Source organism: Nocardia sp. bgisy134, from assembly GCF_057708325.1.
The window spans coordinates 1-13,446 of the sequence record NZ_JBYIRW010000042.1 but is presented as its reverse complement, the minus strand read 5'-3'; the positions used below and the strand labels follow the sequence as shown (position 1 = coordinate 13,446).

The following is a 13,446-nucleotide window of genomic DNA, read 5'->3' as shown; positions in this document are numbered from 1 at the left end:
ACGCCAGACGCTGACCGCCAGACCAACACCGCACCAGGCCCACGCACACCAACAGACGACCAACAGCCCAACATCGCATCAGGCCGACACACGCCAGACGCTGACCGACAGACCAACACCGCCCCAGGCCCACGCACACCAACAGACGACCAACAGCCCAACATCGCATCAGGCCGACACACGCCCACCGCTGACCGGCAGCACAGCGGCATGTCGGGTCGCGGTCGACGCACTCCGACCGTTGGCCTACAGCCCAACACCGCCCCCGGCCAACACACACCGACCGATGACCAGCAGCCCAACACCGCGCTAGGCCGACATACACTCACCGCTGACCGAGAGACCAACACCGCCCCAGGTCGACGCTCACCAACCGCTGACCGGCAGACCAATACCGTCCCGGGCCGACGCACGCCCACCGCCACCCGACAGCACAAAGGCGCGTCGGATGGCGGTCGACGCACGCCGAGCGGTGAGGGACGGTGCACACAGGAAAGCCGCGACACTTTCGCTGAGCTCGCCGATGCTCTCCCTGTCCTGCGAAGCGACAAGAGCCACGTCGGGCTGCTCGCCGTAGCGCTGCGGGCGGGTCTCCCGCTCACCGCGCCACCCCCAGCTCCAGCGCCGCCACGGCCTCGGCCCGTAACTCGAGGGGTAAGAGCGCTGTCCGCGCCGAGACCACCACGACCACGTGCTCGCCCTCCGTGCGGAGCGAGACGGCGGCGTTCGGCGGGGCGACGCGACGAGCCGTGGCGACCGCGTTGGCTTCGTCGCCGCGCGCCGCAAGGCGTGCCGCCTCACGGGCGGCGTCGACGCAGCGGACCTGCGTCGACGCCGCGAGCAGGGCTCCGAGGCAGACCATCACCGCAACGACGAGGGAACCGAGCGCGATCGCCGCCTCGACCGTGACGGCCCCGCGATCATCCGCGAGCGGACGAGCACCTACACCTCGTCCGCCTCTGGCCGCGACGGTCCCACTCTCCGCTGCAACCGCACGCGCAACGACACATCGCCCAGCCCCCACCGTGACGGTCCTGCCATTCATCGCGAGCGGACGGCCATCGACACATCGTCCATTCCCCACCGTGGTGGCCCCGCCATCGGCCACGAGGGAACGAGCACAAACACACTGTCCGGTCCTCGCCGCGACGGACCCACCATCGGCCCCGAGCGGACGAGCACCGACACGTCGTCCTCCCTTGGCCGCGACGGCCCCACTCTCCGCCGCGACCGCACAGGCAACGACACATCGCCCAGTACCCACCGCGACGGTCCCGCCATCGGCCGCGATCAGACGGCCGTCAAGACGTCGTCCGGTCTCGGCCACCATCGCCCCGCCATAGCCAACGAGCGAACAGGCACTCACACACCGACCCCTCCGCGCCGTCATGGCACCGCCATCGGTCGCGAGCGAACGGGCGCCAACACACCGCCCGCTCCCCACCGCGATCGCCCTGCCATCGCCCACAAGCGAACAGGCACCCACACACCGCCCGTTCCCCACCGTGGTGGCACCGCCGTCGTCCGCAAGGGAATGGGCACAAACACACTGTCCGGTCCTCGCCGCGACGACCCCGCGATCATCCGCGAGCGGACGAGCACCGGCACGTCGTCGGGCCACCCCCGCCGCTACACCGTGGTGTTCAAGGCGCGATCGATGATCTTCGTCAACGCGTCCACGATCGAATCGCCGGTCACCACCCCGTACAGCACCGCACCAAATGCCGCTGCCGCAATAGTCCCGATGGCATATTCCGCTGTGCTCATGCCGTCGTCGTCGACGGCTGCCCGCACCGTGCGGAGCTGGAGTTGAGCAATGGCCGTCCGTGCTCGGCCACCGAGGGTGCGGTACCGAAACCACGAATCTGCCTCGGCCGCTGTGTTTCTCGCCGGGCCGGCTGGGTTGTGTTCCGGGTCTTGCCCGGTCGTGCACGCCAGCCCGCCGACAGGACTCGCGATCCCACCGGGTGTCGGCTTCACAGCGTGTACCCGGTTCCCGCCTGCATTTACCTTCCCGTGTAGCGCCCCCATCTCGCGCCGCCGCACTGTCCGACCCAGCAGCGTCATCGCCGCCAACGCTGTGTTTCCGCCCGCTGTCACCACTCCGTGTCACCTCACCTTCCCGCTCCGAAACGCCATCGCCGCCGATAATCCGCTCGCGCCTGCGGTAGCCATCCCGCGCCGCGCCGCCTTCCTGCGCAACTTCACATGCATCCGGGCCACTCGGATACCGACCACCCGGGCGACCCGTGGGATCGAGCGCCTCCGTGGGCCCGCTGCCTCCTCCGCGGAACCACGCAGCGCACGAACCACTTCGGTCGTCGCATCCCACACGGCCGCGTGGGCGCGAGCCAACCGTTCGGACAGCAGCGGGCCGTCGGCTCGTCGCCGCGGACGATCCGCCGGTTCTTCGATTCGCACCTGCTTCCCCTTTCCCTTCGGCCCGCGCGGCCGATCCGCGCGGGCAAGCCTGTTGCCGTCGAGCGCGACTCGCGAGGAGGTCCTCGTTCACAGGAGACCGCCTTCGAGAACACGGCCCGCCAGACCGATCACCACGGGCACGATGCCCAAGCACAGGAACGCGGGCAGAAAGCACAGCCCCAGCGGACCGCCGATCAGCACGCCCGCGCGTTCCGCGCGAGCCGCTGCCGCATCCTCGACCGCGCGGCGGTGCTGGTCGGCGAGTTCTCCGACGGCGACCGCCAGCGAAGCGCCGGATCGCGCCGAGCGTCGGGCCATCCGCGCCAGCGAATCGATCTCGGCAGCTCCCGGTCGGCCCTCCGCATCCCGCGCCGCACGCTCCCAGGCCGAGCCCGGCTCCGCGCCGAGCGCAAGCAGGTCCGCGGCCGTGCGCAATGCCATGCCCACCGCCTGCGGTGCGCCGGCAGCCACCACGCGCGCCGCACTCGCCATCGGCAGACCCGCTCGCAGACACGCGGCGAGCAGATCGAACACCGACGCGATATCGAGCGGATTCGCAGCGCCCGGCTTGTCCGGCTTCGGCTCCTTTCCCTCCCCGGTCCGCCCCAGCACCCGCAGCCTCCGACCGACGCCGACGCGCCCCGGCCACAGCGCGAAAGCCCCCGCCACCGCCAACGTTGCGACACCGGCCTCGATCGCCATCCGAATCCCTTTCTGCCCAGCCGAATTCGCCAAAACACGCCGACACCGCATCCCGGCCCGCCACCGAGTCCGGCACACGCGCCGAGCCAATAACCCGACGAGGTGCAGCGCGCCCGCGCTCCGTCGAAGCCATGGCGGCCGACGCCGACGAGGCAAGCACAAGGAACGCCGAGACGACATACCCGATCGCTACGCACAGCCCGCCGAATCTCCGCCGAGGTTCGGCACGAGGCATCCGGCTCCCGCCCACCTCCGGCACGCCCGGCGACTGCTCGACGCACACCGCACCGCGCCCGTTCACACCAGCGCCTTTCGCGTGATCGCATCGCTCCACAGCAGCCCGGTGCAGGCCAGCGCCACCCCGAGTGGAAGCAGCAGGCTTCCCGCCGAGGAGGCGAAGAGGACCCGCAGCGGGTCGGCGCCCATGAGCTGGCCCAGGATCAAGCCGAGCAGCGGGAGGGTGGACAGGACCGTGGCGGTGGCGCGAGCGCCCGCGAGGGCGGCGGTAGCGCGTGCGCGAAAACGGATGCGACCCACCAGGTCTGCGCGGGCGGCCGTCAAGAGTTCGGCGAGGGCCAGGCCGTGGCGCTCCGCGATAAGCCACGCGTCGGCGATGCGAGCGAGCTCGGCGCTGATGACCACGTGCGGGTCACGCAGACCATCTGCGGCGGAACCGCCCAGCTTGCCGCGCGCGGCGCTGACGGCGAAAGCGCGAGCCGCCACACCGCGTGATTCGCTGGCGGCGACGTCCGCGGCCGCACTCGGGTGTGCGCCGACGCGCAATTCGCCGATGACCGCTTCCAAGGCGTCGAGGAGATGGGCGCATGCTTCGGTGCGACGGCGGTCGGCGTGAGCCCGTCGCCGGCGCAGCCCTACGGTGCCCGCCAGCATCGCCGCGGCGAGGAAAACACCGATGCCCATCGCCAGGGTTGACGCAAGCGTCGAACACACCGCGACGCGAACAACATTGCTGTAGTCCGGCTTTCGCGCACGACCCCGCGCGAAAAGACCTCGCATTCGTCGGCGCGGACCCGTCTCGGGCACCACCAGCACCGCGAGCGCCAAGCACACCATCGCCGCGCTCATCGACCAATCCGTTCCGCCAGCAGGGCCGCCAGCCCGGCCGCACCCGGAATCGGCGCATCGTCGGCGCGCCAAGCCGCGACGATGCGCACCCTGCCGCTCGCGTCACGGTCGAGCACCCCGATCTCCCGCAGACCGCGCGAGCCGTCCGCCCGGCGATGCACGTGCAGCACCACCTGCACCGCGGCGGCCAGTTGGCTGTGCAGCGCCGCGCTGTCCATGCCGCCGAGCGCGGCGAGCGCTTCCAGCCTGGCGGGGACTTCCCGCGGGGAGTTCGCGTGGACCGTGCCCGCGCCGCCGTCGTGCCCGGTGTTCAGCGCGGTCAGCAGATCGACGACTTCGGCGCCGCGGACCTCGCCGACCACGATCCGGTCCGGACGCATGCGCAGCGCCTGCCGCACCAGATCGCGCACCGTCACCGCTCCGACGCCCTCGACGTTCGCCGTGCGCGCCACGAGCCGCACCACGTGCGGGTGCGGCGGCGCGAGTTCGGCCGCGTCTTCGACGCACACGATCCGCTCGCGGGCATCGACTTCGGCGAGCAGCGCGGACAAGAGGGTCGTCTTCCCAGCCCCGGTGCCGCCGACCACCAGGAACGCGAGCCGAGCCCGGATGACGCGCTCCAGCAGGGTTTTCGCGTCCGGCGGCACCGCGCCCGCCGCCGCCAGCGCGCCCAACCCCTGGGTGGCGGGGCGCAGCACTCGCAGCGACAGACATGTGCCGCCCTGTGCGATCGGCGCGAGCACCGCGTGCAGCCGAACGCCGAACGAATCACCGAGCGCCGCTTCGGTTCCGGCCAGTCGTCCGTCCACCCACGGCTGGGCGTCGTCGAGCCTGCGCCCCGCCGCAAGCGCCAACCGCTGGGCGAGCCTGCGCACCGCCGCCTCGTCCGGGAACGTGACCGGGGTCCTCTCCAGCCCGTGCCCGCGGTCGATCCATACCGCGTCGGGCGCCGTCACAAGGACATCCGCGACCCGAGGATCGTGCAGCAGTGGCTCGAGCACCCCCGCGCCGGTCATCTCGGTCTGCAACAGCCGCAGCGCGCGCAGCAGGTCGGTGTCACCGAGGACGCCGCCCGCTTCGGCGCGAATGGCCGCCGCGACGGCCGCCGGGTCGGGATCGCCCGGTTCACCCGCCAGTCGCTCCCGCACGCGATCCAGGAGCTCGGCCGTCACCAGCGCGTTCACGGTTCGCTCCGCACGGCAGGCGCGCCGAGCACCGCGAGCACCGCATCGGCCGCGTCCTTGAGCGGTCCACGCCGCGGAGTGGCGAGCCCGCCGCGCTCCAGGCGGGCCGCCAAGCCCCCTTCGGCTCGGACGGCCGCCAGCAGCGGGAGGTCGAGGACCTCGGCCACCTCGGCTCCGCGCAGCCCGCCCGGCGCCGGACCGCGGAGCACCAAGCCCTGGTTGGGATTTCGCCTGCCGATGTACGCCGCGACGGACTCCGCCGCGGCCACCGCCCGCAGCGTGGCCTGCACGACCAGCACCACCAGATCCGCGCTTTCGAGCATCTGTTCCGCGTGCGCGCCGCGCTCACCGGACACGTCGCAGATCACGAGATCGCCTGCGGCACGGCCTGCTTCGATCACCGCGCGCGCCGCGCCCGCCCCGATAGCGCCCGGCAATCGACCGGCACCGCCGCGGCCGCAGGACAGCACGGACAGCCCCGGCGACGCCTTCGGCAGCGCGTCGTGCAACGCCGTCGCCGCGATCCTGCCGTCCTCGACGACCAGGTCCGGCCAGCGCAGCCCCATACCCGTCTCTATGCCCAACAGCAGGTCGAGGCCGCCGCCGAGGGGTGCTCCGTCGACGAGCACGGTGTCGCGACGGAACCCTTCGGCGGCGGCGCGCAGGGCGGTGGCAGCGGCGAGAACCGAGGCTCCCGCGCCACCGCTCGCACCGGCGACAGCCACCACGACACCGTCGGATGCGCGCCGCTCGCCGTGCTCAGCAAACTTCTCGATAAGCCCCACCGCGGCCCCCGGCAGCGCGATGACGCGCTCGGCGCCGACCGCCGCCGCGGCCTGCCAACCGGGTAGTCCGGGCTCCCCATCGGTCACCAGAACGACGCCGCCCCGCCGCGGGTAACCGGCTGCCGCGCACTCACCCGCCGTGACTGTGTCGAGGATCACCATGGGCGCCCCTGACCAGGCATGCCTGCCCACCGGCGGCTCGCGTTCGTCGAGCAGGCGCTCCGCGGCCGCGGCGACCCGGCGGACCTCGTCTCGTAACCGGACATCCCGGATGAGCACGAGCGCGGGCGAGATCGAGACTGTCTGCGCGACGTCGTTATCCATGCAGGTCAGCGTGGTGCACGCGAAGGCTCGCCAGAAGACCCGAGATGCCGAATGTGGATAACTCCGACGCTGTGGACAACCGTCGGACCGACGAAGAAGGGGAATTCGTCCCCGAAATAGAGGACGGCCCCAGCCGGGGGGGGAGGAGGCTGGGGCCGTCGGGTTCAGCCCCGGGGGGTCGGGCTGAACGCGCCTGGACCATGTCCAGGTGCCAGCAATACTACACCCAATCCCCGGCACGCACGCAAGTCCGTCATCGAAGAACTTTGCCGTCACCGCCGCTCCGGCGTCTCTCGAGCAAACTCGTGGCCGCCCCCGGTGACCCGACCCGCCCACCGGCATTTGCACGGTGTGCATATTCTGAACGGGTGACGGCCGAGGACGACCAGACAACGGATCCGGACCATCAGGCGGGCGCCGCGACGACAGCGGACAGCGCCCCGACCAGGCGCGGGCGCGTGGCCGCGTTCTTCGATCTCGACAAGACGGTGATCGCGAAATCGAGCGCCTTCGTCTTCAGCAAGCCGTTCTTCGCTCAGGGTCTGCTCAACCGCAGGACCGTGCTGGAGAGCAGCTACGCGCACTTTCTCTTCCTGCTGTCGGGCGCCGACCACGACCAGATGGAGCGGATGCGTGAACATCTGACCAAGATGTGCGCGGGCTGGGACGTCGAGCAGGTGAAATCCATTGTCGCCGAGACACTTCACGAGCTGGTCGACCCGCTGATCTACGCGGAGGCCGCCGATCTCATTGCCGATCACAAGATTCGGGGCCACGACGTGGTGATCGTCTCGGCGTCCGGCGAGGAGATGGTCGGCCCCATCGCCGAGGTGCTCGGCGCCTCGCGCACCGCGGCCACCAGGATGGTCGTCGAGGACGGCAAGTACACCGGCGAGGTCGAGTTCTACTGCTACGGCGACGGCAAGGTCGAGGCCATCGAAAAGCTCGCCGCCGCAGAGGGTTACGACCTTTCGCGCTGCTATGCCTATTCCGATTCGGCGACCGATCTGCCGATGCTGAGCGCCGTCGGCCACCCGACGGCGGTGAACCCCGATCGCAATCTCCGCCGCGAGGCGACTGCCCGCGGCTGGCCGATCCTCGCCTTCTCCAACCCGGTCTCGCTGTGGGCGCGATTCCAGTCGCCCTCGTCGACCACCCTTGCCGCGACCGCGGCCGTAGGACTCAGCGCGGTGCTGGCCGGAGCGATCAGTTATCGCCTGCTGCGGCGCCGCCGCTGATCATTGACTGTGGACCCGGCTGCGCGCCGCCGCACTGTTCAACAGGGGTAGCCGATGGCTCGCCGGGGGTTCGACAGCCCGGCTCCGAGGGGTTCGCGACCAGGCATTCAAGCACGAAACGCCGACAAACACGCCGATTTTTCATTGTTTTCTCGACCCTTGAGTGAGCCCGCTCACAGTGGTAGAAATGAGTCACGGAAGGACGGAAGGCCAAGGCGGAGCCGGAAGAGAAGGTTCAGTCTCCCATCCCACCCTTCCCAGCACGGACACCAGGCACCCACGCGGAGCACGCCGCGACAAGGGCAGAAGCGTTGTGGGCCTGCGAGATTCGAATTGTCGACGGCGAAGGCCTCGCACAGGTTGCGGGGATGAACCGGCGGAGTTCGAATAGTCGCCGAGGCCGCAGAACACAACCCACCTAGCACGCTTGGTAACCCGGTAGTCCGTGCTAGCGGGCGGTGAGGTCGTCAACGACAACGCCGCCCGCTTTGATGTGCGGGGAAGGTCGAGACGTCCGCCGAGTCGCTATCCCGACGCCGCGTCGGCGATCGACGTCGCCTCCCTGGCGCCGTCCTCCAGCGCACCGCAGCACAGGATCACCCATCCGCCGACCGCCTCGGGCCTGCCGGTCCCGAATTCCGCGGCCGCGGCCTCGTACGCCTGCTTGCGCCGCAGCCAGAACACCTCGGGCACCCCCAGGCTGTGTGGGTCCAGGCCCCTTGCCACCGACACCAACCGCGATGCCGCACGCGCGACGATCCCGTCCGCCGTGCCGAACGGTCGCAACGCCAGTAGCTCGCCGTGCACCACCGCCGCGACGACCGGCGCGGGCGCCTTGGTGGTCAACACGGTCTGCACCAGCAGATCCAGCCGCTCGGCGACGCCCGCGTCGGCGCGCGGCCGCCCGAGCAGCTGCTCGTCGGTCACCAGGTCGGCGGCCGCCAGCAGGTGCAACCGAGCCAGGGCCTGGAGCGGCGCGCGCTGCCAGGTGCCCGCGAGGTTGCGCAGGGCATCGCCGTCCAGCGCCTGCCCCACGCGCAGCGAGCCCGCCAGGATCGGATCCTCCACCCGGCCGTCGGCGGGCAGGTCGGTGCTGCCGCCGTCGATGGCCGCGGAGGACCGCGCCGCGCGCACCGCCGCCTCGGCCGCGGTGGTCGGCCAGCCGCGCCGGTTCGCTTTGTGCCGGTGCACCGCGGCCAGTGCATCGCGGGCGCGGTCGGCGGCGTCGCGCACGCCGGGCAGGTCGACGAGGGGCTGCAGCGGATCGGTCACGGGATACGAGGCTACTTGCGCGGCCACCTCACCCCGCCAGCAGATCCCGCCCCGGGATCGCGTCGAGCAGCCGGCGCGTGTAGTCCTCGCGCGGGTGGTCGAACACCTGCTCGGCGCTCGCCGCCTCGACGACCCGGCCCTGCTGCATGACCAGCACGTCGTCCGCGATCTGGCGCACCACGGCCAGGTCGTGCGAGATGAAGAGATAGGAAAGCCCCAGCGCGGCTTGCAGATCGTTGAGCAGATTCAGAATCTGCGCCTGCACGAGCACGTCGAGCGCGGACACCGCCTCGTCGCAGACCACCACCTCGGGCGACAGCGCGAGGGCCCGCGCGATCGCGACCCGCTGACGCTGGCCGCCGGACAGCTCGTTCGGATAGCGCCGTTGCACCGAGGCGGGCAGCGACACCTTGTCCAGCAGGTCACGCACCACCGCGGCGCGCTCCTTCGGCGTGCCGATCCGGTGGACACGCAGCGGCTCCTCGATCGTGCGGAAGATCGAGTACATGGGGTCGAGCGAGCCGTACGGGTCCTGGAAGATCGGCTGCACCCGGCGGCGGAAGGCGAAGGCGCCCGCGCGATCCAACGTGGTCACGTCGCGTCCGTCGAAGGTGACGGCGCCCGAGGTCGGCGCGAGCAGGCCGAGCACCATCTGCGCGACGGTCGACTTGCCCGACCCGGATTCGCCGACGATGGCGGTGGTGGTGCCGCGGCGCAGCCGGAACGACACGTCGTCGACCGCACGCAGCTCCGACGACTTCCTCCACGGCGCGCCGCCGCGGATCGGGAACACCTTGGTGAGCCGCTCGGCGACCACCACATCGGGCGCGGCCGATTCGGCCTCGGCGACCTGCTCGGCCTGCTCGCGAATCTCGATCCGCTTGCGCACCGCGGAGAGCCGCTGCGAGGCGAGCGAAGGCGCCGAGTTCACCAGCTTCTTGGTGTAGGCGTGCTGGGGATCGCGCAGAATGCGCAGTGCGGGACCGGATTCCACCACCTGCCCCCGGTACATCACCACCAAGTGCTCGGCCCGTTCGGCGGCCAGGCCGAGATCGTGGGTGATGAGCAGGACGGCGGTGCCGAGCTCCCCGGTCAATCCGTCGAGGTGATCGAGGATCTGACGCTGCACGGTGACGTCCAGCGCCGAGGTCGGCTCATCGGCGATCAACAGTTTCGGACGGCACGACAACCCGATCGCGATCAGCGCCCGCTGCCGCATGCCGCCGGAGAATTCGTGCGGGTACTGATTCACCCGCCGCGCCGCATCCGACATGCCCGCTTCCTCGAGCAACTCGACGGCCCGCCGGCGCGCCTCGGATCCTTTGGCGATTCCGTTGGCCTCCAATGTCTCCCGCACCTGGAACCCGACCTTCCACACTGGATTCAGGTTGGACATCGGGTCCTGCGGCACCAGCCCGATGCCGCGCCCGCGCACCGCGAGGATCTCCTTCTTCGACGCGTTGGTGAGGTCCTTGCCGTCGAACACGATCGACCCCGCGGTGATCCGGCCGGTGCCGGGCAGCAAGTCGATGACGGCGTGCGCCGTGGTGGTCTTCCCGGAACCCGACTCACCGACGATCGCGACGGTCTGGCCCGGGTACACGGTGAGACCGACGTTGCGCACCGCGGGCACCTGCCTGCCCTCGGAGCTGAAACAGACATCGAGATCACGGATTTCGAGCAGCGGACGGTCCGTCATCGCGACGCTCACCTCTTCCTTGCCTTCGGGTCGAGCGCGTCGCGCACCGCGTCGCCGAGCATGATGAAGCTCAGCACGGTGATGGCGAGCGCGGCGGCGGGATAGAACAGGATCGCCGAGGTGCGCAGATCGTTCTTGGCCCTGGCGATGTCGCCACCCCAGGACACGATGTCGGGCGGCAGCCCCACACCGAGATACGACAGCGTCGCCTCGGTGACGATGAAGACGCCCAGCCAGATGGTGGAGACCACGATGAGCGGGCCCGCCGCGTTCGGCAGCACGTGCCGGACCAGTGTTCCCGTCCTGGAGACGCCCAACGCCTTTGCCGCCGTGACGTATTCGCTGTTCTTGGCCTCGATGACCGCGCCGCGCGCGATGCGGGCCGCCTGCGGCCAGGTGAACGAGGCGAGCACCAGGACGACGTTCCACATGGTCGCGGGCCGCAGCATCTGCAACAGGACGATCGCGGCGAGCATCATCGGGATGGCGTAGAAGATCTCCGCGATGCGCGAGACGATCTCGTCCAGCACTCCGCCGAAGAACCCGGCCGCCGCGCCGAGCGTGCCGCCGATCAGCACGAACAGCGCCGCCGCGCTCAGCCCGACCAGCACGGAGGCCCGCGCGCCGTAGATGGTCCTGGTGTAGACGTCGCAGCCCTGCCGGTCGAAGCCGAAGGGATGTCCCGGGCGCGGGGGCGCCATGATGTCGTCGCCGAGGCAGTGGCGCGGGTCCTGATCGGTGAACAGTCCCGGCCACAGCACCACCACCGTCACCGCCACGATCAACAGCACGGCGACCAGGAAGATCGGGTTGCGCCGCAGCTGCCGCCAGGCGTCGCCCCAGATGCTGGCCGGCTCGCCCGACGTGTCGACGCGGTCGGTGGCGAGCACCTCCACCTCGTCCCGCGGCGCGACGTAGTACTCCTGACCGGGCCTGATGTCGCTGCTCGCGTCCTTCTCCAGCTCAGGCATAGCGGATCCTCGGGTCGAGTGCGGCGTAGAGCAAATCCACGATCAGGTTGGCCAGCAGGAAGATCACCACGAGCACCGTGACGAACGAGACGACCGTCGGCGGCTCCACCCGCTGGATCGCCTGGTACAGGGTGCCGCCGACGCCGGGGATGTTGAAGATGCCCTCGGTGACGATCGCCCCGCCGATCAGCGCGCCGAGATCGGCGCCGAGGAAGGTCACCACCGGGATCATCGAATTGCGCAGGATGTGCATGGTCACCACGCGACGTCTGCTCAGCCCTTTGGCGGTCGCGGTGCGCACGTAGTCGGCGGACATGTTCTCCGCCACGGAATTTCGCGTCAGCCGCAGCACATAGGCGAACGAGAGCGAGCCGAGCACGAACGCGGGCAGCAGCAGTTCCGTGAAACTCGCCTTCGCACTGACGGTCGTCGGCGCGATGCCCCACTTCACGCCGAACAGGAACTGCGCGACATAACCGACGACGAACACCGGCACGGCGATGATCACCAGGCTGGCCACCAACATCGTCGAATCGAACAGCTTGCCCTTGCGCAGACCGGCGATCAGGCCGAACACGATGCCGAACACGCCTTCGATGAACACCGCCATGACGGAGAGCTTGATCGTGATCGGGAAGGCCCTCGCCAGCTCGTCGCGGACCGGACGACCGGAGTACGCGGTGCCGAAATCGAAGGTCAGGATGCCTTTCAGATAGAACAGGTACTGCGTGATGAACGGCTCGTCGAGGTGATATCTGGCCCGCAGCTGGGCCTCGACGGCAGGGGTGAGCGGCTTCTCACCGGCCAGCGCCTTGATCGGATCGCCGGGGATGAGGAAGACCATCGCGTAGATGAGCAGCGTCGCGCCGAGGAACACGGGGATCATCTGGAGCAGGCGCCGCACGACATACCAAGCCATATTTCCTCCGGAAAGTACCGAGCCGGACCGACTTTCGCCGTCGGCCCGGCTCCCCGGGCGTCTACTTCTCGATGCCCTCGAAATCGAACAGGCCGTTCCAGGCCAGGTGGGCGTTGCGGACCCGATCCGAATGGCCCGCCGCCGCCACGTAGTCCAGCACCGGGATGTCGGCCATGTCCCTGATCAGCAGGGCCTGCGCCTGGGCGATGATCCGGTAGGACTCCTCCTGGGTCGGCGCGGCGAGCGCGGCGTCGAGCAGCCGGTCGAATTCGGGGTTGTCGTAGTTGACGTTGTTGGTCTCGGAGTAGCTGTAGTACTGCGAGGTGAGGAACTGCAGCATCGTCGGATAGTCGCCCTGCCAGCCGTAACGGAAGGACTTGCGGATGGTTTCGGCGTTCACCTCGTCGCGGATGTTCTTGAAGGTCGGGTACGGCACCGCGATGGCGTCGATGCCGAGGGTGTTCTTGACGCTGTTGGCCACCGCCTCCACCCATGCCTGATGGCCGCCGTCGGAGTTGTAGGCGACCTCGTAGCGCCCCGACCACGGCGAAATGGCGTCGGCCCGCGCCCACAACCGCTTGGCCTCCTCGGGGTTGTACTTCAGCACCTCCGAACCGGGCAGGTTGCCGTCGAAGCCGGGCAGCGTGCTCGCGGTGAAGTCGCGCGCCGGGATGCGGGTGCCGTGAAAGATCTTCTCGCAGATCTGTTCCCGGTTGATCGCCATCGAGAGGGCGCGGCGGCGCAGCAGTCCCTCCTCGCCCGCGAAGTGCGGGACGTTGGACTGGACGCCGATGTGCTGGTTCTGCGCGACCGGCTTGGGGGGGGGGGGGGGGGGGGGCGAGGTG

At 70.0% G+C, this 13,446-nt stretch carries 12 protein-coding genes; 1 reads left to right on the top strand and 11 read right to left on the bottom strand.

Annotated features, from left to right (window positions below):
* Nucleotides 1-598: 598 nt before the first annotated feature.
* The 6 genes from AC3ERS_RS36365 to ssd form a co-directional block, all read right to left on the bottom strand.
* Nucleotides 599-892: a TadE family type IV pilus minor pilin gene (locus AC3ERS_RS36365; RefSeq protein WP_431972697.1), complete on the bottom strand. Its 294-nt coding sequence runs from the start codon at nucleotides 890-892 to the stop codon at nucleotides 599-601.
* 737 nt (nucleotides 893-1,629) lie between these two features.
* Nucleotides 1,630-1,818: a DUF4244 domain-containing protein gene (locus AC3ERS_RS36360; RefSeq protein WP_431972696.1), complete on the bottom strand. Its 189-nt coding sequence runs from the start codon at nucleotides 1,816-1,818 to the stop codon at nucleotides 1,630-1,632.
* Between the two features lie 690 nt (nucleotides 1,819-2,508).
* Nucleotides 2,509-3,123 carry a type II secretion system F family protein gene (locus AC3ERS_RS36355; protein WP_431972695.1) on the bottom strand — a complete coding sequence of 205 codons (615 nt, stop codon included), beginning with the start codon at nucleotides 3,121-3,123 and terminating at the stop codon, nucleotides 2,509-2,511.
* Between the two features lie 297 nt (nucleotides 3,124-3,420).
* Nucleotides 3,421-4,209: a type II secretion system F family protein gene (locus AC3ERS_RS36350; RefSeq protein ID WP_431972694.1), complete on the bottom strand. Its 789-nt coding sequence runs from the start codon at nucleotides 4,207-4,209 to the stop codon at nucleotides 3,421-3,423.
* A complete protein-coding gene (locus tag AC3ERS_RS36345) occupies nucleotides 4,206-5,393 on the bottom strand; it encodes a TadA family conjugal transfer-associated ATPase (RefSeq protein ID WP_431972693.1) in 1,188 nt (395 codons plus the stop codon). The genes AC3ERS_RS36350 and AC3ERS_RS36345 overlap by 4 nt, the downstream gene beginning before the upstream one ends.
* Complete coding sequence (gene ssd / locus AC3ERS_RS36340; protein WP_431972692.1) at nucleotides 5,390-6,502, bottom strand: septum site-determining protein Ssd; 1,113 nt, start codon at nucleotides 6,500-6,502, stop codon at nucleotides 5,390-5,392. Before ssd ends, AC3ERS_RS36345 begins: the two co-directional genes overlap by 4 nt.
* 368 nt (nucleotides 6,503-6,870) lie before the next feature.
* On the opposite strand from ssd, the gene AC3ERS_RS36335 reads away from it, so the two are divergent.
* Nucleotides 6,871-7,740 (top strand): HAD family hydrolase, encoded by an 870-nt coding sequence (locus tag AC3ERS_RS36335; protein WP_431972691.1) that lies wholly within the window; start codon nucleotides 6,871-6,873, stop codon nucleotides 7,738-7,740.
* Between the two features lie 525 nt (nucleotides 7,741-8,265).
* Here AC3ERS_RS36335 and AC3ERS_RS36330 read toward each other — a convergent pair.
* From AC3ERS_RS36330 to AC3ERS_RS36310, 5 genes are all read right to left on the bottom strand, one after another.
* Nucleotides 8,266-9,012 (bottom strand): oxidoreductase, encoded by a 747-nt coding sequence (locus AC3ERS_RS36330; protein WP_431972690.1) that lies wholly within the window; start codon nucleotides 9,010-9,012, stop codon nucleotides 8,266-8,268.
* Nucleotides 9,013-9,040: 28 nt separating this feature from the next.
* The gene (locus tag AC3ERS_RS36325) at nucleotides 9,041-10,711 is read right to left on the bottom strand and encodes a dipeptide ABC transporter ATP-binding protein (protein WP_431972689.1); all 1,671 of its coding nucleotides are present in this window, start codon (nucleotides 10,709-10,711) and stop codon (nucleotides 9,041-9,043) included.
* An 8-nt stretch (nucleotides 10,712-10,719) separates the two neighbouring features.
* Complete coding sequence (locus AC3ERS_RS36320; protein WP_431972688.1) at nucleotides 10,720-11,682, bottom strand: ABC transporter permease; 963 nt, start codon at nucleotides 11,680-11,682, stop codon at nucleotides 10,720-10,722.
* A complete protein-coding gene (locus AC3ERS_RS36315) occupies nucleotides 11,675-12,601 on the bottom strand; it encodes an ABC transporter permease (RefSeq protein WP_431972687.1) in 927 nt (308 codons plus the stop codon). The genes AC3ERS_RS36320 and AC3ERS_RS36315 overlap by 8 nt, the downstream gene beginning before the upstream one ends.
* 61 nt (nucleotides 12,602-12,662) lie before the next feature.
* The coding region (locus AC3ERS_RS36310) for a peptide ABC transporter substrate-binding protein (protein ID WP_431972686.1) at nucleotides 12,663-13,446 on the bottom strand (784 nt) is incomplete at its 5' end.

What these genes read in the sequence shown, in the direction of transcription:
- AC3ERS_RS36325 (WP_431972689.1), bottom strand. Translation starts at nt 10,711, where the DNA reads ATGACGGACCGTCCGCTGCTCGAAATCCGTGATCTCGATGTCTGTTTC.
- ssd (WP_431972692.1), bottom strand. Translation starts at nt 6,502, where the DNA reads ATGGATAACGACGTCGCGCAGACAGTCTCGATCTCGCCCGCGCTCGTG.
- AC3ERS_RS36355 (WP_431972695.1), bottom strand. Translation starts at nt 3,123, where the DNA reads ATGGCGATCGAGGCCGGTGTCGCAACGTTGGCGGTGGCGGGGGCTTTC.
- AC3ERS_RS36350 (WP_431972694.1), bottom strand. Translation starts at nt 4,209, where the DNA reads ATGAGCGCGGCGATGGTGTGCTTGGCGCTCGCGGTGCTGGTGGTGCCC.
- AC3ERS_RS36315 (WP_431972687.1), bottom strand. Translation starts at nt 12,601, where the DNA reads ATGGCTTGGTATGTCGTGCGGCGCCTGCTCCAGATGATCCCCGTGTTC.
- AC3ERS_RS36320 (WP_431972688.1), bottom strand. Translation starts at nt 11,682, where the DNA reads ATGCCTGAGCTGGAGAAGGACGCGAGCAGCGACATCAGGCCCGGTCAG.